Origin of the sequence: Hymenobacter sp. H14-R3 (genome assembly GCF_030063445.1) — a bacterium.
Lineage (GTDB): Bacteria > Bacteroidota > Bacteroidia > Cytophagales > Hymenobacteraceae > Hymenobacter.
Window position 1 is genome coordinate 15,600 of record NZ_JASITD010000029.1, and the last position, 22,961, is coordinate 38,560.

Annotated in this window: 23 protein-coding genes; 16 read left to right on the forward strand and 7 right to left on the reverse strand. The window is 59.5% G+C overall.

From position 1 onward, the window contains the following. Positions 1-62: 62 nt before the first annotated feature. The 6 genes from QMK33_RS20005 (at position 63) to clpB (ending at position 5,939) form a co-directional block, all read left to right on the forward strand. A complete protein-coding gene (locus QMK33_RS20005; RefSeq protein WP_283566397.1) occupies positions 63-377 on the forward strand; it encodes a PIN domain-containing protein in 315 nt (104 codons plus the stop codon). Positions 378-625: 248 nt separating this feature from the next. Then, entirely contained in the window at positions 626-850 is a 225-nt protein-coding gene (locus QMK33_RS20010) for a hypothetical protein (protein ID WP_283566398.1), read from the forward strand. A 10-nt stretch (positions 851-860) separates the two neighbouring features. After that, a complete protein-coding gene (locus QMK33_RS20015; protein WP_283566399.1) occupies positions 861-2,165 on the forward strand; it encodes a putative endonuclease domain-containing protein in 1,305 nt (434 codons plus the stop codon). 307 nt (positions 2,166-2,472) lie between these two features. Then, positions 2,473-2,640: a hypothetical protein gene (locus QMK33_RS20020; RefSeq protein ID WP_283566400.1), complete on the forward strand. Its 168-nt coding sequence runs from the start codon at positions 2,473-2,475 to the stop codon at positions 2,638-2,640. Then, complete coding sequence (locus QMK33_RS20025; RefSeq protein ID WP_283566401.1) at positions 2,630-3,199, forward strand: hypothetical protein; 570 nt, start codon at positions 2,630-2,632, stop codon at positions 3,197-3,199. The genes QMK33_RS20020 and QMK33_RS20025 overlap by 11 nt, the downstream gene beginning before the upstream one ends. Positions 3,200-3,332: 133 nt before the next feature. Then, positions 3,333-5,939: an ATP-dependent chaperone ClpB gene (gene clpB, locus QMK33_RS20030; protein ID WP_283566402.1), complete on the forward strand. Its 2,607-nt coding sequence runs from the start codon at positions 3,333-3,335 to the stop codon at positions 5,937-5,939. 50 nt (positions 5,940-5,989) lie between these two features. Here the strand turns inward: clpB and QMK33_RS20035 are convergent, their stop codons facing one another. Together QMK33_RS20035 and QMK33_RS20040 are read right to left on the reverse strand one after the other, a co-directional pair. Then, positions 5,990-6,262: a hypothetical protein gene (locus tag QMK33_RS20035; RefSeq protein ID WP_283566403.1), complete on the reverse strand. Its 273-nt coding sequence runs from the start codon at positions 6,260-6,262 to the stop codon at positions 5,990-5,992. A gap of 321 nt (positions 6,263-6,583) precedes the next feature. After that, a complete protein-coding gene (locus QMK33_RS20040) occupies positions 6,584-6,808 on the reverse strand; it encodes a hypothetical protein (protein WP_283566404.1) in 225 nt (74 codons plus the stop codon). Between the two features lie 207 nt (positions 6,809-7,015). On the opposite strand from QMK33_RS20040, the gene QMK33_RS20045 reads away from it, so the two are divergent. Next, entirely contained in the window at positions 7,016-7,141 is a 126-nt protein-coding gene (locus QMK33_RS20045; protein WP_283566405.1) for a hypothetical protein, read from the forward strand. Positions 7,142-7,212: 71 nt separating this feature from the next. Here QMK33_RS20045 and QMK33_RS20050 read toward each other — a convergent pair whose 3' ends face one another. Continuing rightward, entirely contained in the window at positions 7,213-7,557 is a 345-nt protein-coding gene (locus QMK33_RS20050) for a DoxX family protein (RefSeq protein WP_283566406.1), read from the reverse strand. A gap of 4 nt (positions 7,558-7,561) precedes the next feature. Next, positions 7,562-7,912, reverse strand: a complete 351-nt coding sequence (locus tag QMK33_RS20055; RefSeq protein WP_283566407.1) for a DoxX family protein — start codon at positions 7,910-7,912, stop codon at positions 7,562-7,564. A gap of 582 nt (positions 7,913-8,494) precedes the next feature. On the opposite strand from QMK33_RS20055, the gene QMK33_RS20060 reads away from it, so the two are divergent. Beyond that, entirely contained in the window at positions 8,495-9,802 is a 1,308-nt protein-coding gene (locus tag QMK33_RS20060; RefSeq protein WP_283566408.1) for a flavin monoamine oxidase family protein, read from the forward strand. 4 nt (positions 9,803-9,806) lie between these two features. Here QMK33_RS20060 and QMK33_RS20065 read toward each other — a convergent pair whose 3' ends face one another. Next, on the reverse strand, positions 9,807-10,370 hold the full coding sequence (locus QMK33_RS20065; RefSeq protein ID WP_283566409.1) for a hypothetical protein: 564 nt from the start codon (positions 10,368-10,370) through the stop codon (positions 9,807-9,809). Between the two features lie 17 nt (positions 10,371-10,387). Continuing rightward, the gene (locus QMK33_RS20070) at positions 10,388-10,894 is read right to left on the reverse strand and encodes a hypothetical protein (protein WP_283566410.1); all 507 of its coding nucleotides are present in this window, start codon (positions 10,892-10,894) and stop codon (positions 10,388-10,390) included. A gap of 465 nt (positions 10,895-11,359) precedes the next feature. On the opposite strand from QMK33_RS20070, the gene QMK33_RS20075 reads away from it, so the two are divergent. Continuing rightward, positions 11,360-11,965, forward strand: a complete 606-nt coding sequence (locus QMK33_RS20075; RefSeq protein WP_283566411.1) for a HupE/UreJ family protein — start codon at positions 11,360-11,362, stop codon at positions 11,963-11,965. A 247-nt stretch (positions 11,966-12,212) separates the two neighbouring features. Further along, the gene (locus QMK33_RS20080; protein WP_283566412.1) at positions 12,213-14,579 is read left to right on the forward strand and encodes a M1 family metallopeptidase; all 2,367 of its coding nucleotides are present in this window, start codon (positions 12,213-12,215) and stop codon (positions 14,577-14,579) included. A gap of 80 nt (positions 14,580-14,659) precedes the next feature. Here the strand turns inward: QMK33_RS20080 and QMK33_RS20085 are convergent, their stop codons facing one another. Continuing rightward, positions 14,660-16,315: a hypothetical protein gene (locus QMK33_RS20085; RefSeq protein WP_283566413.1), complete on the reverse strand. Its 1,656-nt coding sequence runs from the start codon at positions 16,313-16,315 to the stop codon at positions 14,660-14,662. A 154-nt stretch (positions 16,316-16,469) separates the two neighbouring features. Between QMK33_RS20085 and QMK33_RS20090 the strand changes: the two genes are divergently transcribed. The 6 genes from QMK33_RS20090 to QMK33_RS20115 all read left to right on the forward strand — a co-directional run bounded on the left by QMK33_RS20090 (position 16,470) and on the right by QMK33_RS20115 (position 22,869). Further along, entirely contained in the window at positions 16,470-17,342 is an 873-nt protein-coding gene (locus QMK33_RS20090) for a helix-turn-helix transcriptional regulator (protein ID WP_283566414.1), read from the forward strand. Positions 17,343-17,430: 88 nt separating this feature from the next. Then, positions 17,431-17,841: a DUF983 domain-containing protein gene (locus tag QMK33_RS20095; protein WP_283566415.1), complete on the forward strand. Its 411-nt coding sequence runs from the start codon at positions 17,431-17,433 to the stop codon at positions 17,839-17,841. A 232-nt stretch (positions 17,842-18,073) separates the two neighbouring features. Then, the gene (locus tag QMK33_RS20100) at positions 18,074-18,721 is read left to right on the forward strand and encodes a (2Fe-2S)-binding protein (RefSeq protein WP_283566416.1); all 648 of its coding nucleotides are present in this window, start codon (positions 18,074-18,076) and stop codon (positions 18,719-18,721) included. A gap of 4 nt (positions 18,722-18,725) precedes the next feature. Then, positions 18,726-19,703: an FAD binding domain-containing protein gene (locus QMK33_RS20105; protein WP_283566417.1), complete on the forward strand. Its 978-nt coding sequence runs from the start codon at positions 18,726-18,728 to the stop codon at positions 19,701-19,703. A 78-nt stretch (positions 19,704-19,781) separates the two neighbouring features. Then, on the forward strand, positions 19,782-22,109 hold the full coding sequence (locus QMK33_RS20110; RefSeq protein ID WP_283566418.1) for a xanthine dehydrogenase family protein molybdopterin-binding subunit: 2,328 nt from the start codon (positions 19,782-19,784) through the stop codon (positions 22,107-22,109). Between the two features lie 154 nt (positions 22,110-22,263). Next, a complete protein-coding gene (locus QMK33_RS20115) occupies positions 22,264-22,869 on the forward strand; it encodes a nucleotidyltransferase family protein (RefSeq protein WP_283566419.1) in 606 nt (201 codons plus the stop codon). The last annotated feature ends 92 nt before the right edge of the window (positions 22,870-22,961 follow it).

The window sequence follows — 22,961 nt, forward strand, 5'->3', positions numbered from 1 at the left end:
TTCTGCGCGGCGAGCACCAGCTCCAAGCCAAATTTGCCGCGCTCGGTTTAGCGTAGTGTTTCGTGTCTGAAATAACCGTGGCCGAGTTGCTATTTGGGGCAGCCAACAGTGCGCCCGTTTGGCAGGCTCGCCAGCGGCAGCAAGTAGCAGAGTTTCAGGCATTGTTTGCCGAACAAGTACTACCTATCGGCCCTGCGCTGGTCATATTCGCCGAGCAAAAAGCCGCTTTGCGGCGCACCGGGCGGCCGATAGATGATTTTGATATTCTGATTGGTAGCACGGCGCTGGCTCATGGCCTTGCCCTTGTCACGCGCAACATCCGGCACTTCACCAACTTTTCTAACCTAGTGCTAGAAAACTGGATAGACCAACCGTAGCGCCCTCCGAAATACCCGCCTATAGCCCGCCGCGCCGCCCGGCCACTGGGGCGGCGGCGGGCGCTGTCGATACTCTGTTGTTTGCGCGCTCTCCAACTCACCCGGCCCAAGCGGCCCCGCCGTGGCCCCGGCACTACGGGCGCGGGGGTGGCTGGATGATACTTCCTTTGCTGACCCCCGCCGCGCTATGCGGTTGCCGCTGAAGAAACGGGCGCTTCTGTGTAGCTTGCCGTCTCTCAAAAATAATTATGACAACGAAAGCGAAAGAATACAGAAAATCTGGCTATAGTGTTGTAGAGCACGAAAGGGAACATAACGGATTTTTGTTGGATGACGGGTATCACGTATATTTTGTGACACACCTTTTTGAACCCCCTATTTATCTTGCAGAGTGGAACCAACACTATGCTACCGGAATCATTCGTGAAATTGCCGTTGATGCATTAAGAGCACTTATATCCGCCGCAAAATAATTATTTACTCATGCCAGACTACCCAATCGTCAAAATCCCTCAGCGATTTCTGAGGATAAATAAGGCTGTTCCTTCGACACCTTCTATGCCAGTGCTACCTTCGGAACCGGTTGCTCCAGCTACCCTTGAAGCACCTAATCTAGAGATTTTTAAGGAAAATTTTGCTTCCTCAGGTTGTTTGTCCTCGTTAATAATTTGGGGGATTGGAATAGCTATGGTAATAGTGTTTGGGGAAGTAGGAGGCAGTAGTTCCAAAGTTGAAGGTATAGCATGGGTAGGAATGGCGCTAATGTTGTTCGGCGTGTTCCGTCCTCGTCATACCGCTAAAAAGAAAGCGGAAAAAAGAAATTCTGAAAAAGTAAAATTGCACAACGCTTCTTTGGAAAAATATAAAAAAGAAAAGCAAGTATATGATGATGAAAAAGAAATATATAAAAAAAATATAAAAAGATATAATTCTGATAAATTCATTTACGAAGATTTTATAAATAAAAGCAAGAGCGATTACTATGAGTGGGATATTTACAAGTTTAGAAAAAAGCTTCTGAATAAAGCTTTAAGTGAGGCTACTCAGCCTGTTGTCTACACAAAAAAGCAATATAAGTCAGGGGTAACAGAAGATTGGTTTTTCGATAAACTAGTCGGCTTTTTTTCTGAGCATAACTATTACGCACCATTGCCAATAAAAACGGCTGGTGGACCAGTCGTGCCGAAGGGTGAATTTGGTGTTAAAATATTACGCCAATATGTTTTGCCAAATAGTGGAACAGAGCGGCCATTCATGCCGGATTTTATCTTGTCAATTGCAAGCACTAAACAGAACGTAGTGATAGAAATTGATGAGCCCTACGTTGGCAGCGATGGCACCCCAATACATTGCATCGATTCTAAAGATGATTACCGGGATAAGTATTTTTTAAATAACGGTTGGATTGTAATTAGATTTGCTGAAGAGCAAATTATAAAGCATTCTTTTGAGTGTTGCTGGTTTATAGCAGATACATTGCTTCGAAATACTTCTTCTTCTGAGGTGGTAAGTATTCACAATGAAATGATAAGCTATTGGGATGAGATTGTTTTAACAAAAATTCCACAATGGACAACAGAACAGGCCAATAAAATGGCTTTTGCTCGCTATAGAAATGCATACTTGCCAAACCAACTTTCAGCTAGAATAAGAGAGGAGGAGTATATTCCTCTGACATCAAAAGAAGTTGAAATTCGGACTGATTTCAATGGAGAAGAATACGATAAACGGCAAGAAGAGCAGCGTTTAGTTGACGAAGAGGAAGGCAACAATCATCTTCCCTTCTAATGCAGAAAATTTGGCATCAACTTATTGCTAAACTAATTAATTACCCGCCAAAAAGTCCGCTTCCCCCCTCTAGCACCCGGTTTGCTACCGCTTACGTACAGCTTCCTAACCCGGAGCATCACCTAAGACCCTGGCGAACCAATGGACTTTAAGAACTTTACTATCAAGGCGCAGGAGGCCGTGCAGAAGGCCACCGAACTGGCCGGCGTGGGCCAGCAGCAAGCCATCGAAACGGGCCACCTGCTGAACCTTCTTTAGTATCTTCGCGGTAGTACGGAGAACCTGCTACTTAGAAGCTTAGTAACTTATGGGCACTACTGATAACAAAAAGCCGCAGCCTACCCCGGCTGCCGCCCCGACCAAAGAAGAGAGGTTGGCCCAGGCCCGCGAGTATGCCAAGCAATTCAAGTTTGACACGCTTTCGGAGGAGGACTTGATTCGCTTACGCCGCAACGCTTACAAGTATGCCATCTGAGCGCGAGCTAGGCGAAGGCTATCCGTTTCATTACCGCAAAGGGCCGTCCCAAAAGGATGGCCCTTTGGTTTGCACGCATTACTACACATTTCGGACGCGCAAAAACCGGCGCTATGTGGTGGAAGCCGAGCAATACCAGCACCACGTGTACGTACTGAAATATTATCCGCTGGCGCTCAAAGCATCGCCCAATCGATTTAAGCTGCTAGTGAATGATGGCGATGCTTTCCGCATCCTGACTACCTGCACGCAGATTTTCTTGAATATCTGCCGGCGCGATGTCTTGGCTTCGGCTGGTTTTGTGGGGGAGGCATTGGTAGGGGAGGGGTCAGTCAGTACAAAACGATTCCGCGTCTACCTCAAAATGGTGACGGCTTTTATCGGTCCGATGCGCTTTGTCCACCACCCGCTGCCCGCTATCAGCGCGTATTTTCTGGAGTGCCGCGCCAACCACGAGCCTGGTTTGCTGGCTACCGTGGAGCAGATGTTTCGGGATTTATATATTGTGCCTGAGGCAATGGAAAACGGCAAACCCACCGCGCCGGACGGACCAGCCTGAAATTATGGCGTAGTGAGTTGGTGATAAATTGCATTTTTCCGCCAAAAAGTCCGCTTTTCCCTCTAGCACCCCGTTTGCTACGCCTTACGTACAGCTTCCTAACCCGAAGCATCACCTAAGACCCTAGCGAATCATGGACTTTAAAAACTTCACTATCAAGGCGCAGGAGGCCGTGCAGAAGGCCACTGAGCTAGCGGGAGCCAACCAGCAGCAGGCCATCGAAACCGGCCACTTGCTGAAGGCCCTGCTCCAGAACGACGAGAATACCCTGGCCTTCCTAGGCAAGAAGGTGGGCGCGAACCTGGCCAACCTCGGCCAGCGGCTCGATGCCCTCGTGACGGCCTACCCCAAGGTGAGCGGCGGCTCGCCCTACCTCGCCAACGACGCGGCCAACGCCGTGCAGCGCGCCAACACCCAGATGCGCGACATGGGCGACGAGTTCGTGTCCGTCGAGCACCTGCTGCTGGGCATCCTGGGCGGCAAAGACAGCGTGGCTACGCTGCTGAAAGACAATGGCTTTACCGAAAAAGACTTGAAGGCCGCCATCCAGGAGCTGCGCGGCGGGCGCAAGGTGACCAGCCAAACGGCCGAGGAGCAGTACCAGAGCCTCAACCGCTACGCCGTGAACCTGAACGAGCGCGTGCGCCAGGGCAAGATGGACCCCGTAATCGGGCGCGACGAGGAGATTCGGCGGGTGCTCCAGATTCTGAGCCGCCGCACTAAGAACAACCCCGTGCTGCTCGGTGAGCCGGGCGTGGGCAAAACCGCCATTGCAGAGGGCCTGGCCCAGCGCATCGTGGCCGGCGACGTGCCCGAGAACCTGAAAGACAAGACGTTAATGAGCCTCGACCTGGGCCTGCTCGTGGCCGGGGCCAAGTACAAGGGCGAGTTTGAGGAGCGCCTCAAGGCCGTTATCAAGGAAGTGACCGACTCGGAGGGGAAGATTCTGCTCTTCATCGACGAGATACACACCCTGATTGGGGCCGGCGGCGGCGGCGAGGGCGCCATGGACGCGGCCAACCTGCTCAAGCCCGCCCTGGCCCGCGGCGAACTGCACGCTATCGGCGCCACCACGCTCAAGGAATATCAGAAATACATTGAGAAAGACAAGGCCCTGGAGCGTCGCTTTCAGGCCGTGATGGTCGATGAGCCGAGCGTGCCGGATGCCATCAGCATCCTGCGCGGCATCAAGGAAAAGTACGAGCTGCACCACGGCGTGCGCATCACCGACGATGCCGTGATTGCGGCCGTGGAGCTGAGCAGCCGCTACATCACCGACCGCTTTTTGCCCGACAAGGCCATTGACCTCATGGACGAGGCCGCCGCCAAGCTGCGCATCGAGATGAACTCCATGCCCGAAGAGCTCGACGAGGTGCAGCGCCGCATTATGCAGCTCGAAATTGAGCGCGAGGCCATGCGCCGCGAAGAAAACCACGACCGCGAATCGGTGCTGAGCAAGGACCTGTCGGAGCTCAACGAGCAGCGCGACTCGCTGCGGGCCAAGTGGGAAGGCGAGAAAGCAGTGCTCACTGGCATCCAGACCGAGAAGGAGAATATCGAGCGCTACAAAACCGAAGCCGAGCAGGCCGAGCGCCAGGGCGACTACGGCCGCGTGGCCGAGCTGCGCTACGGCAAAATTCAGGAGGCCGAGCAGCAACTCAAAACCTTGCAGGACGAAGCCGCGGCCAACAAAGACGGCGGCATGCTCCAGGAAGTCGTGACCAGTGAGGACATTGCCGAGGTGGTGGCCAAGTGGACGGGCATTCCGGTGAGCAAAATGCTGCAAGCCGACCGCGACAAGCTGCTCAACCTCGAAGCCGAGCTGGGCCGCCGCGTGGCCGGCCAGAGCGAGGCCATCGCCGCCATTTCGGATGCCGTGCGCCGCTCGCGCGCCGGCCTGCAAGACCCTAAGCGGCCCATCGGCTCATTTATCTTCCTGGGTACCACCGGGGTAGGTAAAACGGAGCTGGCCAAGGCGTTAGCCGAATACCTGTTCAACGACGAGAACGCCATGGTGCGCATCGACATGAGCGAGTACCAGGAGCGCCACGCCACCTCGCGACTCATAGGGGCGCCTCCCGGCTACGTGGGCTACGACGAGGGCGGCCAGCTCACGGAGGCCGTGCGCCGCAAGCCCTACTCGGTGGTGCTGCTCGACGAAATCGAAAAGGCGCACCCCGACGTCTTCAACATCCTGCTGCAAGTGCTTGATGATGGGCGCCTTACCGATAACAAAGGCCGGGTGGCGAACTTCAAGAACACCATCATCATCATGACCTCGAACACGGGGGCCGACATCATTCAGCGTAATTTCAAAGACCTGAACGAGTACAACCACGAGGAAGTGGTGGACCGCACCCGCGACGAAGTGGTGGAGCGCCTGCGCCAGCACATGCGCCCCGAGTTCCTGAACCGCATCGACGAAATCGTGATGTTCCAGCCCCTCAAGCGCAAGGAAATCCGCAAGATTGTTGATATCCAGTTCAAACAAATTCAGCAGCGTCTGGCCGAAGCCGGCATCGCCCTCGAAGCCACCAGCGAGGTGCTGGACTACCTCGGCGAGCAGGGCTTCGACCCGCAATTCGGCGCCCGCCCGCTCAAGCGCGTGTTGCAGCGCGTGATTCTCAACGAGCTTTCCAAGGAGATTCTCTCCGGCAAAGTGTCGAAAGACGCCGTAGTGGAGGCGGTGCTGGAAGACGGCGCGGTGAAGTTTGAAAACGTGGAAATACCGGCGGTGTAAGGAGTTGATTCCGAATAGTAAAGCCCCGCTAGCACCTTGCTAGCGGGGCTTTATTTTTTTGGCAGCCTGGCATAGATAGCTTCCATTCGCTCCATGTGCGCCGCAACTGTTTGCGCCCAGTGTGGCAAAGGTCGTAAACGCTGAAGCAGTGTACCAGCCAGAAAGTCAACCAGTTCCTCCGGCTCGGTTTCTGAGTTGTCGTACAGTTGCAGCCTGTCAAATACCTGGTAGCTGGTCTTGAGCAGGGATAAGCTATTGTAGTAGCGCTGCTCGACAAAGGCAGCGGCTACGTGATGTCCGCCTTCTGCTACGCGCTGGGCCACTCGCTCTAGGCAAAGCGCAACCGATTTTAGCCCAACGTAACGCAACTCGGTAGCCAACTGATTTGAGTGCGTTGAACAGTACGTAGTCCCGGGTGCTTGCCGCGTTGGTTTCAATAACGAATGAGCGCTTCTGGCGCACCCATTCCTCTTGTTGCTGGCGCAGTATTGCCTCCACTGCGTGCAAATCCTGGTGTTGCTGATACAATGCATCCCCATTCAACCGCGGAATATCTGGGGCCTCGTGCTTATAGAGAGAGGTTTTGCCAGCGCCATTAGGACCAGCCAGCACATAGATGGTAGGCGCCAAATTGCTCATGAAGGCTACCCGGCCACTACCTCAATTACGCCTGTGGTGGGCCATTCGCGCACCAAGCGGCCTTGCGCATCCATATAGGCCACGTAAGAGTTAACAGCCTTAGCCCGTGCTACTACTCCTGCCCGGAAACTCCGCTTGAATTCGGGCGACGCTACCCGCTCGGCCATGTTGGCGAGGTTGTCAAGTTGCTGGGCAACCAGTGCAGCGGGCGAGGACGAGTCGGAAGCCATGGGTGAAGTGGTAGAGGTTGGCAGCAAGTTAACAAGTAAGGGCTGCCAAAAGGACGCAGGCTAGCGCAGCGTTGGTAGCTAAGTTCAAGCAGATTCAGCAGTGCCTGCAAAAGGCTGATATCATTCTTGAAGCCACGGCTAAGGTGCTCGACTGCCTCGGCGAGCAGGGCTTCAATCCGCTAGCTTGGCGCTAGGCCACTCAAGCGCATGGTTCTAAATGAGCTTTCCAAGGAGATTCTCTCCGGCAAATTGAGTAAGGATGCCGTGGTAGAAGCCGTGCTGGAAGACGGCGCTGTGCGATTTAAGGACGTGGAACTACTAGTAGTACAATAGAGTGGCTTTAAATGAGAAGACCCCGCCGGCGTTATGCCAGCGGGGCCTTTTTGCATCACCCGTCAAGCTAGCTAAGCGGTGTAGCTCTGCCACGCCACGTAGCATATGTAGCCGTTGAGCAGCATGAACAGGAAGGACGGCAGTGACAACCAAAAGCCATCCCTTATTTTTACCCGCACGCCGAATCCCAGCAGCATAAGGAGGGTCAGGCCCCCCGAGGCGAAAATCAGAATAGGCGGCGCAACTAGGCCAACGAGCAAACCAACGGCCCCCAGTATCTCCAATACCGCCGTCAACGGCCCAAACTTTTGCAGCCCGTAGCGCACAAATTCCTGCTGTAGCTGCGCAGATTTGAAATAGCTTATTCCGTAAAATAGAAAGGCACTACTGGAAATCCAGATGAGGACAGTCGTCATTAGGCTATACTGAAAGCACACCCGCATAAGCCGCTGCCACAAACAACGAGAGCAACAGCAGCAGCAAGGAGGGCACGTATTTGTACCAAGGATTATGCACTTTAAGGTGTGCCAGTTGAGCGCATACCATCAGGAAAGCCATTATAAGTGCCGGTACCAGCACCAGCTTCGGAAACCAGATACCTGCTAGCAGCAGCGTCGCCAGCGAAATTTTGGTTGCACCCACCATGTTGCGCACCAAATCTGGTAGCCCATACTGTTTGAATTCCTTTACGATATTATCAAAACGAAACACCCACACCACAACAATGGAGAGGGCGATGATGATTTGGGCGAGGATAACCAGTGCACTCATATTTAGTAGTATTTTCAGAATACGCGTTCACGCCTGCCAGTACGGCAGCCCCTTCGCTGGCAGGCTTTTGCAGCCTCGCCGTATCAATGATAGTTGTATTACTTAACGCTTTAGTAGTCACTCTACGCATCCGGCTGCTATTTAGTTGATTATCAGAGTTAATTCATCTTCATGAACTTGTGCTTTAAGTGAGTCCAAACTAGCGCTACTGCCGCCGCGCCCGGTAGCGGTAGCGCCAAACCAAAGCGAGCCGCGCAAAACCACCGTATCTCATTCGCACCCGGCACGGCGGGGCCGGGCGCGAATGGGCAGCCTGAAGCGAATCGAGCCAGCTGTATCTTCACTCACCCGGACACGGCCGCTATCACCGCTTATGTGGCGTGAAACCCGTGGGTGCGCTTTGGCAAGCCGGTGATGAGGCATACGCGCACTACGGTAGTTGGCGAATAGGAAGGTTTTAATCGGGCTGGGTCGTTGGGTACACGTGCTTTGGGAAGAGTAGCATGCTGCCTGTTCCAACTAAAAAGCCCTGCGGGCGTTACGCTGGCGAGGCTTTTTCATTTGCGGGCCTCTACGCTCTCTATGGTTGCCGACGGTACGCCCTCCACGACAGATATTCTTATTATTGGGGCCGGCGCGGCGGGCCTGCTCGCCGCCCGCGAGCTGGCCGCCGCCGGCCGGCGCGTGTGCCTGCTAGAGGCCCGCGACCGGGTGGGTGGGCGCGTGCACACGCTAAAACCGGCCGGCTTTACCCAGCCCATTGAGGCAGGAGCCGAGTTTATGCACGGCGACGTGCCCTTGACCAAGGCGCTGCTGCAAGAAGCTGGCATTGCGTGGGTGGCTACGGCCGGCCGCACCTACCAACTGCAAGCCGGTGAAGTAGCATCCGATACCAGCTACTTCGCGCAGCTGCCGCAGCTGCTGGAAAAGCTGGAAGAGCTACCCCAGGATATGCCGCTGGCCGCGTTTCTGGCACAGGAGTTTGCGGGCGAGGCGCACGCGACGCTGCGCACGTTTGCCACGCAGTTTGCCGAGGGCTACGACGCCGCCGATGCGCAGCGCGTGAGCGCCTGGGCCCTGCGCGACGAGTGGGCCGCCGGCGGCGCCGACGATTCGCCGCGCCCAGTGGGCGGCTATGGCCCGCTGCTGCACTGGCTGGCCGGGGAGGCGCAGGCCGCCGGGGCCGCGCTGCACCTGGCTACCCCCGTCGAGGCCATCGCCTGGCAGCCGGGTGCGGTAGAAGTGCGGGCGGCCAACGGAGCTATCTACCGCGCCCGGCAGGTACTGTGCACGGTGCCGCTGGGGGTGTGGCAGCTAGCAGCTGGGCAGCCCGGCTACCTGCGCTTTGAGCCGGAGCTGGCTATGCACCGGGCGGCCGCCGCCCAGCTTGGGTTTGGGGCGGTTATCAAGGTCGTCCTCGAATTTCAAACGCCCTTCTGGCACGGTCGGCTGCCGGAGCTGGAGTTTCTGCTCTCCGATGCCCCCGTGCCCACGTGGTGGAGCCAGCTGCCCGCCGCCACGCCGCAGCTCACCGGCTGGCTGGCCGGGCCCGCTGCCCATCACCTGCGCCACGCCCCGGCCGAAGCCGTGTTGCAGCAGGCCCTGGAGTCGCTCAGCTATCTATTAGATAAGTCTTTGCACGAAATTGAGGCGCAGCTTGTAGGCTACTACGTGCACAACTGGGGCAACGAGCCCTACGCGTACGGAGCCTACTCGTACCCCACCGTGGGCGGGGCCACCGCTCGCGCCGCCCTGGCGGCCCCGGTGGCCGACACCCTGTTTTTTGCGGGTGAGGGCGTGTATGAAGGCCTGGCCGCCGGCACGGTAGAGGCGGCACTGGTGAGTGGGCAGGTCGCCGCCCGCACGCTGCTGGCCCGGTGCCCACGCTAGGTGGCTAGCGAGCTGGGCCGGCCCCTACCTGCTCGCGGGCCCGCTGCTGCGCAATGGATTCGCGCAGCACGGCCGCTTCAGCAAAGTGTCGGTCGTTGAGCAGCCTGCGGTAGCGGGCCGGAATGGGCTGCCCAGCTGCGTAAGCCCGGTCAATAGTAATTAAGTGACTCTTGTTAAAGCGGTTAGCATGCACGATAAAGCCCACTACCGTGGCCCCTAGTATAACGCTGCCGAGTGGCGGCGAAATAGCCTCACTGGCTACCTGCTGCCGCCCCTGGCTATCGGTGCTGGAAATAGGCAAGGCCAGCGAAACCCCCACAATAAACGGGATGGTGTATAAAAAGCCCGCGTAGCGCCGCTTGCGAAACAGCGATAGCAGCGCCCCGGTAGTATCGGCCCTGGCCGCGGTACCGGCTTGGTAGCTTGGTAGATACCAGTTATTAAACACGAGCACTGCCCCCGAATCGGCCGCCGCTGCCCCCAGGCGGGGGGCCGGGGGCGGGCTGGTTTGGGCCGCCAGGGGCTGCGCGAGCGCGAGCGCAACAAATAAATACAAGAGTAGACGCACAAAAATCATGTAATAAGCTAGTTAGCTGGCTTGTATTTCACTTCTTTGTAGCGCACAATCGGCTCTTTAAAAAACCGGGGCCGCAGCTTGCGACGTAGCGCGTGGGGGAGGGGCTGGCCCGCGGCGTAGGCCGTGAGCACCCCGTTGAGGTGGGCATTGCTATAATGCATCACCTTGCCCACGCCGTAGGCAACCAAGGGCGTGGCAATGAGAAAAGCCGCGCCCATGTTGCTGCCGGTGTCTTGCTGCTGCGCGCCGTAGCCGCCGTAGTTGGTTGTGGTGTTGCTGGCCGTGCCAATGCGCACGGCCGAGAGCAGGGCCCCCACCACCCAGCCCACTCCCCCCACCTGGCGCTTACCGTAGAGGGTGATAATGGCCTGCGCGGTGTCATTAGTGAGGTATTGGCTGCGCAGGCGCTGCTTGAACTGCTGCGACGCCAGGCTCTCGTCGGTAACAGGGTTTTGCGCCCAGGCGGGGGCAAAACCCAGGCAAAGCAGCGTGGCAAGAAGTAGTTGTTTTAGCATGAAAAGAAGATAGGGCTTGAAAATCGACGCAAGGTATGGCCTAACCGTCGCCAGGCAGCGAAAGCTTGTGTAGCCCTCTACAGGTAGAACTTTACCTGCTTGGGGGCTAGCGGTACGGGCAGCAGCCCTGGCATAAATAAAGGTCGTAAAATTGTGATTATTTATAGTTAAAGAATTTTTTATCGCCTGTATTCTCCTTCACTTTGTTTTTTGAGAGCTGCTTATTTCTTGCCATGGAGATTGCAGTGGCCAGGGCAGGGGCATGGGTGCTACCTACCCAAGCCAGGTAGCGCTGCTGGCACGTACTCAGCGGCCGCGCTGACCTGCGCCTGGCCGGCAGCTTGCCAAATACCTGCCTCTTAGTTAGTTAAATGTCTTTTGTTCAATAAGTTATGCGTTACGCTGGGAAGCGTAATTTGGCGCTGCGGCAGATTTTTACAGGATTTCTAATGAAATTTGCCGTCGATGTCCGTTTTCACTACTTACCTCCAACTGGGGTTTCTGCACATTTGCAGCTGGCAGGCCACCGACCACCTCACGTTTTTGCTGGCGCTGTGCGCGCCCTACGTGCTGGCCGACTGGCGGCGCGTGGTGGCACTGGTTACGAGCTTCACGGTGGGCCATTCCATCACGCTGGCGCTGGCTACGCTGGGCGTGGTGGGCGTGAACGCGGCCGTGGTCGAAATGCTGATTCCCGTTACCATCATCCTCACGGCGCTGGTCAATATGAAGCAGGCGGGCCCGGCGTTGGCCCGGCAGTCGCGCCGCGAAACGTCGGTGCTGTGGGCCGCGCCCAATGCGCTGGCCGCCGCGTTTGGGCTCATTCACGGCCTGGGGTTTTCCAACTACCTGCGGGCGCTGCTGGGCGCGCAGCGCCGCCCGGTGGCCGAGCTGCTGTCGTTTAACCTGGGCGTGGAGCTGGGCCAGCTGCTGGTAGTGAGCATTATCCTGCTGCTGGGCTTCGTGCTGCTGCGTATGGTGGGCGTGGCCCGCCGCGACTGGCTGCTCACCGTGAGCGGCGCGGCGCTGGGCGTGGCTACGCTGCTGCTGTTGCAGATGGCGGGCAAATAACTGACTATAAGAGTTTTGTATCTATCTGGTGGCCACGCAGTGAAGCACTTTGCTCACGCCGCGGGGGTTATTAACCTAATGATGCGAGCGAGATGCTTTACTATGTGGCCGCCAGATGGGCACGACGGCCTCTTTGCTTGTTGTGTACTGATAATTACTAACTGTTCACTGCTAACTGCTAATCGCCCGCAACCCTCGGCTTATCTTCGCCGACCTTACCGACTGACTTCTCCCTTACCCATTTTATATGCGCATTTCGCTACTGGCCGCCGGGCTGGGGCTGCTGCTGGCCCCGGCGGTTGCCCAGGCCCAGTCGACCAATTCGGGCACCGATAAATTTGCCCAGCTCGGTACCGAGCTGCCCACCCCCAACGAGTACCGCGCCGCCAGTGGCGCGCCCGGCTCCAAGTACTGGCAGCAGCGCGCCGACTACAACATCAAGGTGAGCCTCGATGACCAGAAGCAAGCCATAACGGGCTCGGAGACAATTACTTACACCAATCTCTCGCCCGATGTGCTGGCCTACCTGTGGGTGCAGCTCGACCAGAATATTCTGGCCAAAAACTCCATCACGGCCTCCACCAACGTGGGGCAGGTGACCAACGGCCGGCTCTCGTTTCAGGACTTGGATGGCCAGCTCGCCACGGCCGAGTTTGACGGCGGCTACAAGATTGCGGCCGTTACCAGCGCCAATGGCCAGGCCCTGAAGTATACCATCAACCACACCATGATGCGCATCGACTTGCCCACGCCGCTGCGGCCGGGCCAGGCGGTGTCGTTTGGGGTGAAGTGGAGCTACAACATCAGCGACCAGCTGAAAATCAACGAGCGCAGCGGCTACGAGTATTTCCCGGAGGACAAGAACTACCTCTACGAAATGGCGCAGTTTTACCCGCGCATGGCCGTGTACTCCGACGCCACGGGCTGGCAGAACAAGCAGTTTTTGGGCAACGGCGAGTTTGCGCTGCCCTTCGGTGATTACAAGGTGAGCATTACCGTGCCCGCCGACCACGTGGTGGGGGCCACCGGCACGCTCCAAAACGCCTCGCAGGTGCTCACCGCTGCCCAAATGAAGCGCCTGGCGCAGGCAAAGGGGGCCAAGAAACCAGTGCTCGTAGTGAGCCAGGAGGAGGCTACGCGCAACGAAAGCAGCCGCGCCACGGGCACCAAAACCTGGACGTTTGACGCCAAAAACGTGCGCGACTTTGCCTGGGCCAGCTCGCGCAAATTCATCTGGGATGCCCTGGAAATTACGCAGGCCGGCAAGCCCGTGCTCTGCATGAGCTACTACCCCAAGGAGGGCAACCCGCTGTGGGGACAGTACTCGACGGAGGTGGTGGCGCACACCATCAAAACGTATTCCAAGTACAGCATTCCGTACGCGTATCCGGTGGCCATTTCGGTGCACGGGCCGGTGGGCGGCATGGAGTACCCCATGATTTGCTTCAATGGCGGCCGCCCCGAGAAGGACGGCACCTACTCGGCCGACCGTAAATACGGGATGATTTCGGTGATTATCCACGAGGTGGGCCACAACTTCTTCCCGATGATTGTGAACTCGGACGAGCGCCAGTGGACCTGGATGGACGAGGGCCTCAACACCTTTTGCCAGTACCTGACCGAGCAGGAGTGGGAGCGCAACTACCCCAGCCGTCGCGGCGAGCCCAAGGATATTGTGAACTACATGCGCACCGACAAAAGCCTGCAAAGCCCGATTATGACCAACTCGGAGTCGGTGCTGCAATTTGGCAATAACGCCTACGGCAAGCCCGCCACGGCCCTTAATATTCTGCGGGAGACGGTAATGGGCCGCGAGCTGTTCGACTACTCGTTCAAGACCTACGCCCAGCGCTGGGCCTACAAGCACCCGCAGCCGGCCGACTTTTTCCGGACCATGGAAGACGCCTCGGCCGTGGACCTCGACTGGTTCTGGCGCGGCTGGTTCTACGGCACCGACCGCTGTGATATCTCGCTGGACGGCGTGAAGAGCTACCGTCCCAACACCCGCAACCCCAGCGTGGAGGGCCCGCGCCTCCAAAACGAGCGCAAGGCCCAGGTGCCCAGCATTTCGGTGCAGCGCAACGCCACCGACATTAAAACGACCGCCGTCGACGACAAGCCCGAGTTGAAGGACTTCTACAACGGCTACGACCCCCTCACGGTGAGCCCCGCCGACCAGCAGCGCTACCAGCAGTACCTGACCGGCCTCACGCCCGAGCAGCAAACCCGCCTTGGCGGCAACCTAAACGTGTACGAGTTGAGCCTGCGCAACGTGGGCGGCCTCGTGATGCCCGTGGTGCTTCAAATGACCTACGACGACAACAGCACGGAGCTGATGACGATTCCGGCCGAAATCTGGCGCAAGAACAACGAGCAGGTTACCAAGCTCATCGTATCGCCCAAAAACGTGGTCTCCTTCGTCATCGACCCCTTCCAGCAAACCGCTGACACCGACCTGAGCAACAACGCCTACCCGCGCCAGGCCACGCCCTCGCGCTTCGATATTTTCCAGAGCGGCCAGGCGGGCAACAACGCCCAGCAGCCCCGCAACCCCATGCAGCAGGCCAAGGAATCGCCGGTTGAAAAGCGCGAGAACAAGCCGAATCCGCAGTAAGTAATTGATGGATGGTTAGCTACGAAAAGCGCCTGCCGATATCGGCAGGCGCTTTTTTTATGGAGCGGGGCAGGGGCTGGCTATTCTACCGTGAGGCGGCTAGCCCACTGCGCGCCACTGGGAGCCATGGCTTGTACTACGTAGAGGCCAGGCGCCAAGCCGGCTAGCGGCAGGGTGGGGCCCGCCACCGCGCGGCGGGCAATCCGGCCCAGGCCGTCGATAAGGGTGAGCTGGGTGCCGTTGGGCAGCGCCGGCAGCGTTACCGAGGTAGCCAAGGCGGCGGGATTAGGGTAAAGGACTAGTGGGGCGGCTGCCTGCCCGACGCGGGTAGCCGTAATAACGCTGCCCATGTACGCCACAAACGGCGTGCCGCTGCCGCTAGTAGTGGCCGTGGAGGTAAGCGCCGTGCTGCCAAATAGCCCTTGGTTGGTGAGCAGGCCCGCCACCACCGGCCGGCCGGTGCCGTCGAGCGCAATGGCGGTGGGGATTTCGTCGCCGGTGCCGGCGCTCTGCTGGGTCCAGCGCAGGGTGCCATCGGCCGCGTAGCTTACCACGAGGGCATCGAGGCCGCCGGCACCCGTGAGGGTTTTGCCGGGCAGCGTGCCCTGGCCGCTGAAATGCCCGGCTAGGTAGATGTTGCCGGCCGCGTCGGCCGCTACGCTCCGGTAGGCACCGGCCAGGGTAGCTTGCAGGTCGCGCGCCCATACCACCGCGCCGGCCGTGGGCTCCAGCACCGACACAAAGCCCGTGGTAGCTGTGATAGCCCCCACCGAAGCGGGGTTAACCAACGAGCCCGCCGGGGCGGTGAAGCCAGGCACTACCAGCCGCCCGCCCGCGTCGAGGCCCGCAAAAGTGGCGAGGTCGGCCCCGGTGCCACCCACCCGCTGGGCCCACTGCGGCGTACCCTGTGGGTTGAATTTTACCACCAGCCCATCATAGTCACCCTTACCGGCCGGCAGGGCCAAGCTCCCAAAGCCACCCGCCACGGCCGGGCAGGTCCAGACCAGGTACACATTGCCGCCTGGCTCGGCCACCAGGTGGCTGAGGGGGGTGCCCGTGCCCGCCGGCACGCTAGCACCCTGCTGGGCCCACTGCACAGCCCCCGCCGCTGATACCTTCACCACAAACTGGTCGAGGCCGTAGGTTGTAGTGAGGGGCGTGGTGAGCGAGAAACTGCCAAACGTGGCACTCAGGGCGAAGGTGCCGCTCACATAGTAGTTGCCCGCCGCGTCGCTGGCCAGGCTGGCGGGTATCAGTAGAGTGGCGCTGCCTACCTCGCGTACGTATTGCACCTGGCCCTGGGCATCGAGCTGCGCCAGCACCAGTGATGAGCCAAAGTTGCTGGTGTTGAATGTGGTAGTGCCCAGTTTGGCACCGTCGCCAACCAGGCCCAGCAGCATTACCCTACCACTGGCATCCACGATAACTTTCTGAAACGAGTCGTTGCCATCGCCGCTTAGCTGGCGGTACCACAGCAGGGTGCCCGTAGGGCTGTACTTGGCCACTACGCCGTCTTGCAGGCCCTGGCTCGTGAGCACGGTGCCCGGGGCTAGTGTCGCGCTTTGCGAGAAGGCGCTTGCCAGGTATATATTGCCGGCCGCATCGGTAGCTATGGAGGGCGCGAAGCTAAAGGCCGGGCTGACGGGCAGGCTCGTGGCCGAAGTCCAGCCAGGAGCTGATTGCGCGCTGGCTTGCAGGGCCAGCGTACTCAGAAGCAGCGTAAAAAAGTGTTTCATGCAGAAAAAAAATTGGGAAAATAACGCTCAAATATACCGGTGCAGCTTTCTCCTGGCCTATCCGTAGAAAAGTATTATTTCGTGACGGCCTGGTGATAAGCAGAAGCCATCCCTAAAAGCAGCTGGTAGCTTTGGATCATTCGCCGTTTTTTATATGAAGCCCGCCACCTTGCCCATGCTGCCGCTGGCGGCCTTTCCGCCGCCGCCCACGGCCCCCGCCGGGCACCGGCCCTACTATGTGCAGCAGCTGGCGGCCCACGCGGCGCAGTTTCCGGGGGTGAGTGCGCCGCACGCCCACGATTTTTACCTATTGCTCTACATTACCCGCGGAAGTGGCACACATACCATTGATTTACAGAAGTATAGCTTGCAGCCGGGGGCGCTGTTTTTTCTGGCACCGGGGCAGGTGCACGGCTGGGCCCTGAGCGACGATGCGGCGGGCTACATCGTGTTTTTTGAGGCTGAGTTTTACCAGCGGCGCTACGCGGCGGGGCGCTTGCAGGGCTACCCGTTTTTTGATGCGCGCCACGCGCCGGTGTGCTACCTGCCCACCCCGGCCAATGCCGTGGCGCCGCTGCTCGACCAGCTGTGGCGGGAGGTGGCCCCGCCCGCCGAGCCCGACGACGAGGTGGTGGCCGCCTACCTGTTTCTGATGCTGGAGCTGGCGGCGCGCCACTACCCGGCAGCCCCCGCGCCCGAGGCGGCGCTGGGCGGCCAGCAGGTGCGGGCGTTCAGCGCACTGCTCAATCAGCATTTTCGGCACGAAAAAACGGTGGCGTATTATGCTGAGCAGTTGAGCGTTACGCCCAATCACCTCACGGCCATTTGCCGGCGGGTGGTGGGGCACCCGGCCCGTGACCTCATTTTGGCCCGCGTGATGGCCGAGGCCCAGCGCCTGCTACGCCTCGCCGCCAGCCCGGTGGCCGAGGTAGCGGCCGCCCTGGGCTACGACGATGCGTCGTACTTCAGCCGGGCCTTCAAAAAACACGTAGGAAGCACACCCGAAGCCTTTCGGCGGCAGCGTTGATTTGTGCGGTTTTTGCCCGCCCGCCGCTCTGGTAGGCAGTTGGGGTGGCCGGTATCTTTGCCTGGTCATTATCACTGACGCACTTTTTATGGCTACTTCAGGCGCTCCCATCGAATCTTCTACCCTGGCCTTGCTGGCGCTGCGCTGCCCGCGCTGCCACCAGGGCAAGCTGTTTTCGCACGATGCTATCAACCTCACCAAGTTCACTGACATGCCGGCCGAGTGCTCCGTGTGCGGGCAAACGTTTGAGCCCGAGCCGGGCTTCTATTTCGGGGCCATGTACATCAGCTTTGGCTTTGCGGTGGGCACGTTTGCGGTAGTGGGCATCTTGCTATACTACCTCTTCAACGACCCCGATACGTGGGTGTATGTAGTGGCCGTTGCACTTATTACGCTGGTATCCACGCCGTTGGTGTTTCGCTACTCGCGGGCCATTATGCTGTATCTATTTGGCGGGGCCCGCTACAACCCTAAGTGGAATACCCAGTACTCGCGTTAAGGCCGTGGCCTGGTGCCGTTTGCAAATAGCCTGCCTTTCTTAGGGCGGGCTTTTTTGTGCGTGGGTGGGCAGCAGCCCTTTGCTTGTAAGCAGCTTAACCTGAGCTACGTCTGAGCTTACCCAGAAGTGCACCGGTACCCGCAGCGGTCAGCTGAAAATCAAATGAACAGGCTTGGAGGTTTACACGTATTAATTGGTATTGTCAGTCAATTACCTATCCCTCGCTGCCTTTATGCACTCCGACGACCAAACCCCCGACGCGGCTGGCCCTTTGCCGCAAGGCCCTTCGCGCCGCTCCTTTCTTAAGCAAACCGGCGGCTTGCTGGGGGTGGCGCTTGCCCCGCCCATTGCCAGCCAGGCCGAGGCGCTGGCCGATAAAATGGCCCCCGCCAGCCCCATCATCTCGGGCCAGGCGAGCATGAGCCTGAACATCAACGGCCAGGCCCGCAACCTGCGCCTGGAGCCCCGCACCACGCTCCTCGATGCGCTGCGCGAGAACCTCGACCTCACCGGCACCAAAAAGGGTTGCGACCACGGCCAGTGCGGCGCTTGCACGGTACTCGTTGATGGTAGGCGAGTTAACGCCTGCCTCACGCTGGCTGTGATGACGCAGGGCAAGCAAATCCAAACCATTGAGGGCCTGGCCCAGGGCGACGAGCTGCACCCCATGCAGGAGGCGTTTCTCAGGCACGATGGCTTTCAGTGCGGCTACTGCACGCCGGGCCAGATTATGAGCGGCGTGGCCTGCGTGAAAGAAGGCCACGCCACCACCGACGACCAGGCCCGCGAGTGGATGAGTGGCAACATCTGCCGCTGCGGCGCATACCCCAATATTCTGGCCGCCGTGCGCGAAGTGGCTGGCCAACAAGCAAAAGGCTAATTCGATGAATAACTTCGCCTACACCCAGGCCGCCTCTACCAAAGAAGCCACTGCCGCCAAGGCTGCCGATAAGCAGGCCGCTTTCATCGGCGGCGGTACTGCCCTTATCGACCTGATGAAATCGAATATTGAGCAGCACTCGCTGCTTATCGACATCAATAAGCTCTCGATGCTGGGCATCGAAAATGCGGCTACCGGCCTGCGCATCGGTGCACTGGAGCGCATGAGCGACGTGGGCGAGCACCCGCTGGTGGTGCAGAACTACCCCGTTATTTCGCAGTCGCTCCTGGCCTCGGCCTCGCCGCAGCTGCGCAACATGGCTAGCATGGGCGGCAACCTGCTGCAACGCACGCGCTGCGGTTACTTCCGCGATACCGCGTTTCCGTGCAATAAGCGTCAGCCCGGCTCGGGCTGCCCCGCCCTGGTGGGCGACAACCGCACGCTAGCTATTCTGGGCGGCAGCGCTAGCTGCATTGCTACTCACGCCTCCGACCTGGCGGTGGCTCTGGTGGCCCTCGAAGCTAGGCTGACGCTGGAAAGCCCCAAGGGCACCACCCGCACCGTGCCGCTGGCCGATTTTTATAAGCTGCCCGGCGCTACGCCCAACATCGAAAACCACTTGCAGCCTGGCGAGCTCATTACGGCCATTACGGTGCCGGCCGCGGCGCACGCCCGCAAGTCGCACTACCTCAAGGTGCGCGACCGCGCTTCGTACGCCTACGCGCTGGTATCGGCGGCCGTGGGCCTCGATGTGCAGGGTGGCACCATCCGCTCGGCGCGGGTGGCGCTGGGCGGCGTGGGTACCGTGCCGTGGCGCGTGCTGGCCGTGGAGAAATACCTGGTGGGTAAGCCCGCCACGGAGGAAAATTTCCGCGCCGCCGCGGCCCTGGCCGTGCGCGATGCCAAGCCCTACGAGCACAATAAGTTCAAGCTGGAGCTGGCGCAGCGCACCATCGTGCGCGCTTTGCTGGAAGTAGTGTAGTCATTAGCGAATACGCGCCGCTTCGTCCTTGCGAGCGATTTTAACGATTTATAATTGCTTACTGCTTAAGAAATTACTATGTCTGCTGAACCCCAATTTTTTGACAAGCCCGGCGGTTTCGTTGGCAAGCCCATTGTGCGCGTCGAGGGCCGCGAAAAGGTGACTGGTAGGGCCAAGTATTCGGCTGAGTTCCCGCTGCCTGGCCTTACTTACGGTGTGCTCGCCACCAGCACCATTGCCAAGGGCAAGATTATGAGCATCGAAACGGCCGCCGCCACCCGCGAGCCGGGCGTAATTGCCGTGCTCACCCACCAAAACCTGCCCAAGCTGGCCAAAACGCCCAATACGCCCGAGGGCAAAAAGGACACCGGCTCGCAAATGGGCTTCATGCCCCTCACCAGCGACGAGATTTTTTACGCCGCCCAACCTGTGGCCCTGGTGGTGGCCGACACCCTGGAACACGCCATGCACGCCGCTACGCTGGTGAAGATAACGTATCAGAAAGCAGCACCCATTGCCAGCTTTCACGACCCCAAGGCGGAGCTGTTTGACCCGCAGAAAATTCAGGATGGCAAGGCCGATGGCCACATCAGGCGTGGCGATGCCAAGGGCGCCTTTGCCAGTTCGGCCATTCAGCTGACCGCGACCTACAACCACCCGGTGTACAACCACAACCCCATGGAGCCGGGCTCGACCACGGCCGTGTGGGACGCGCCCGACCGCCTCACGGTGTACGAATCGACGCAGGGCGTTACGCGCACGCAGTCTACGCTGTCGGCCATGCTGGGCCTGCCGCGCGAGCAGGTGCGCGTGATTACCAAGTACTTAGGCGGCGGTTTCGGGTGTAAGGGCTCGATGTGGCCGCACACCATCCTCACGGTGCAGGCGGCCAAGGCGGTGGGCCGCCCGGTGAAGCTGATGCTGACCCGCCCGCAGATGTTTACGAGCATGGGCCACCGCGAGGACCAGACCCAGACCGTGCAGCTCGGGGCCACGGCTGATGGCAAAATCACGTCCATCGTGCACACCAAAACCTCGACTACCTCGCCCTGGGACAACTACGCCGAGTCGAACGCCAAGATTCTCGATATGCTCTACGCCACGCCCAACTTTGAGGCGACGTACCAGCTGGCGCGGGCTAACGTGATGACGTCCACCTTTATGCGCGCGCCGGGCGAGGCCCCGGGCTCGTTTGCCATCGAGTGCTCCATGGATGACTTGGCGTACAAAATAGGGGTAGACCCCATCGAAATCCGGCTGCGCAACTACGCCGACCACGACTACAGCACCGGCAAGCCCTGGAGCAGCAAAAGCCTCAAGCAGTGCTACGCCCGCGGGGCTGAGCTCTTTGGCTGGAGCAAGCGCAACCCCAAGCCCGGCGCCACCCGCGACGGCCGCTTTTTGGTGGGCATGGGCATGGCCACGGCCAGCTACCCGGTGCACAACTCGCAGGGCACCGCCCGCGCCCGCCTGTACGCCGACGGCCACGCCGTGGTGCAGAGCGGTGCCACCGACCTGGGCACCGGCACCTACACCGTGATGACCCAGGTGGCCGCCGATTCGCTGGGCCTGCCCCTCGAAAAAGTGCGCTTCGAACTCGGTGATACTCAGCTGCCTACGGCCCCCAACTCAGGCGGCTCGGTGGCGGCCGGCACGGTATCGTCGTCGGTGTACCTGGCGGCGCAGGACGTGTGGCAGAAGCTGATAAAGATGGCGATTGTCGATAAGAAATCGCCGCTCTATAAGGCCAAAGCCGAGGATGTAGCCGTTGAAAAAGGCCGGCTATTTCTGAAGAAAGACCCCAAAAAAGGAGAAGCTTTCGGCGACCTCATGAAGCGCGCCGATATCACGGATATCGAGGGCATGGCGCAGGGTAAGTACGGCTCGGGCTACGAGGCCGCCAGCGCGGCCGCCAACGCCGACCCGGCCCACAAGGACGAGGCCGCCCAGCACGCCATGCACTCGTTTGGCGCGCACTTCTGCGAGGTGCGGGTCGATATGGACCTGGGCACCATCCGGGTTTCGAAGTGGGTGAGCGTGATGGGCGCCGGCCGCATCCTGAACGCTCAAACGGCCCGCTCGCAAATTATCGGCGGCGCCATTTTCGGCATCGGCTCGGCGCTGATGGAAGAAACGGTGCGCGACCAGAACTTCTCGCGCTACACCAACGCCGACCTGGCCGGCTACCACGTGCCGGTAAATGCCGATATTCCAAACATCACCGTTGAGTTTGTGGATGAGCACGACCCGTTCATCAACGCGATGGGCGTGAAGGGCATCGGCGAAATCTCGATGGTGGGCGTGGCCGCCGCCGTGGGCAACGCCGTTTTCCACGCCACCGGCAAGCGCCTGCGCGACCTGCCCCTCACGCCCGATAAGGTGCTGATGAGCGGGGTAAATAGCTAGGGCAGGCAGCGAAGAGCAAAAAGAACGTCATGCTGAACGAAGTGAAGCATCTCTATCGGGTCGTTGAACGATGCGGGCGAGATGCTTCACTTCGTTCAGCATGACGTTCTTTTGAGGTAATCGTTATCCCATCACCAGCAACCAAAACCTATCCATGCACAACGACCCTATCGCCAACGTGGGCCTGCTGCTGCTGGCCGCCGGCTCGTCCTCGCGCCTTGCCCGCCCCAAGCAGCTCTTGCCCTACCACGGCCAAACGCTGCTGCGCCGCGCCGCCGAGGTGGCCGCTGCCAGCCCCTGCCGCCCGCTGGTGCTGGTAACCGGCGCGCTCCACGATGAGCTGCTGCCCGAAATCGACGGCCTGCCCTTCCACGTAATCCGCAACGATGCCTGGGCCGATGGCATGGGCGGCAGCATCGCCGCCGGCCTCGCCGACCTCGAAACCGCCGCCGAAGCCCCCCCAGTAGACGCCATCGTGGTCATCCTCTGCGACCAGCCCCTGCTCACCGAAGAGGTTATTGGCCAGCTCATTGTGCAGTTTCAGGCCACCGGCCAGCCCGTGGTAGCCTCCACCTACGCCGGCACTCAGGGCGTGCCGGCGCTGTTCAGCCGCGCGGTGTTTCCGCAGCTGCTGGCGCTGCGCGGGGCCAGCGGGGCCCGCGAGCTGTTACAGCAATACGCCCACCTGCCCACCGTAGACTTCCCCGGCGGCGCTACTGACGTAGACACCGAGGCGCAATACGCTGCCCTGGCGCAGTAGCGCGGCCGCTACGAGTCCGCATGTAGAACTGCCCAATTGCTAAACAGGCCCGCCGAACTTCGGTGGGCCTGTTACTTTTGACCATATTCCGA